This is a genomic window from Pseudoalteromonas sp. HM-SA03 (assembly GCF_002289345.1).
Classification (GTDB): Bacteria; Pseudomonadota; Gammaproteobacteria; order Enterobacterales; family Alteromonadaceae; genus Pseudoalteromonas.
This window is the reverse complement of the sequence record NZ_NSDG01000011.1, coordinates 1,611-3,027: the sequence shown is the minus strand read 5'-3', so window position 1 is coordinate 3,027 and position 1,417 is coordinate 1,611. Positions and strand designations below refer to the sequence as shown.

2 protein-coding genes are annotated in these 1,417 nt (G+C 42.1%); both read right to left on the bottom strand.

Annotation, left to right across the window (positions count from 1 at the left end):
- Positions 1-540, bottom strand: a 540-nt coding sequence (locus tag CKO50_RS01900; protein ID WP_095726774.1) for a GAD-like domain-containing protein, incomplete at its 3' end; no start/stop codon positions are given.
- Positions 540-1,067, bottom strand: a complete 528-nt coding sequence (locus CKO50_RS01895; protein ID WP_255229016.1) for a polymorphic toxin type 15 domain-containing protein — start codon at positions 1,065-1,067, stop codon at positions 540-542. The genes CKO50_RS01895 and CKO50_RS01900, both read right to left, overlap by 1 nt.
- Between the last annotated feature and the right edge of the window lie 350 nt (positions 1,068-1,417).

Below are 1,417 nucleotides of genomic sequence, written 5' to 3'. Positions count from 1 at the left end.
TGGCACGAAGCCATAGATTTCTCCATTTTCAAGTGGGCCTAGCTTTTCGACAGCACGTTCAAAAAGAGGTTTTTCATTGTGATCTTTTAGATCAATTTCGGTGCTCATTTTTGTTGAGAAAAATAAGTCCAAAGTTAGCTCCTCACCATCTTCTAAGTAATCATCGTTACTAAAATTAGGAAATATCATGCCGTAGGGAGAAGTGATTTTCAGGCAATTACCCGAGTTTTTACCCCAAATATACATCTTCCCAAATGCATCTACTGCAATGACATAGAAACTATCTATACCGTCATTTTGCATTTTTTCGAACTGAGTACCTCTAATCCATTCAGCCAAAAGAGCATGATAATCAGCTGGGTTGACCATCCATAAACGGCCTTTCCCCCAACCACAAAAACCGTATTCTTTCCAGTATTCAAGCAAATTGTCAGGTAAAGTTCCTTGATAGAACCGGATCTGCTCATCAGTTGGTTGAATTGCTTCTATCGCTGGACCAAACCCACCAAAGTTATAAAAATTGTCAAAAAACTTGTTCATTATTTACACCTATGTAGATTCATATTTAATTTTGCATCCGGACCTAATGCTTTTAGTGCTTTCTCTGCCTCATTATCCATTAGTTCGACACGACTTAACGCAGTCTTTTTACCGGAATCATCAAAGCCGCGTTTATTCCAGTGCGAACCAATAGACTGGTTAACGCTGGCGTCACCTAATTCAACCACCTCGTCTAGTCCTCCGGCTATCATATCAGGGTTATGTAAAGCATGGAGAGTCTTCATATCCCTTTTTGCTAACTCTTTAGCTTTTATTAGAGCTTCTTCGCCGAAGTATTTTCCAGTTTTATTTAAGTTCTCTCTATAGCGGTGTATTAAGCTTTCCTGAAAGTCTTCTCTCGCTTGTTTCTGTGCAGTACCAGTACCTTTACGACCAATGTCCCTGTATACATCGCGATTTTCAAGATACTGTTTTACAGTCATGCTATTTAGCCCGTCCATTTGTCCTTTTAATTGGCGGTCATATTCAACAGCGGTTCCCTTGGCATTCTTTTTAAAACAAGGCACGTTTTATTGCGGCATACGTTTTATTGCAGCCCCCGGTAACTCATTCCCTTTTGGCGGCTCCAACTCATCGGCTTTGGTTGGTTTGTCGGTGACGCCTCGAATTGGTGATTGGCCTTGATATNTCATCCAGTGCTTTATTAACTCGCTGTCCGATTTCTTGGGCGGCTTGTTGCATATGCTGGTCGATTTTTGGGGTGACGTCGTCTAGGCGTTTTACCGTGGCTTGCATGCCTTCGATGGCGGCGTCTGGGAGTAGTAGGTCGTAGTGCCAACTGGTAGACATCTCATCAAGTGAATCGCGCAGGCCTTTGACGATGTTTTTAACTTCCGTAGCGGATTGTTTTCCTAGA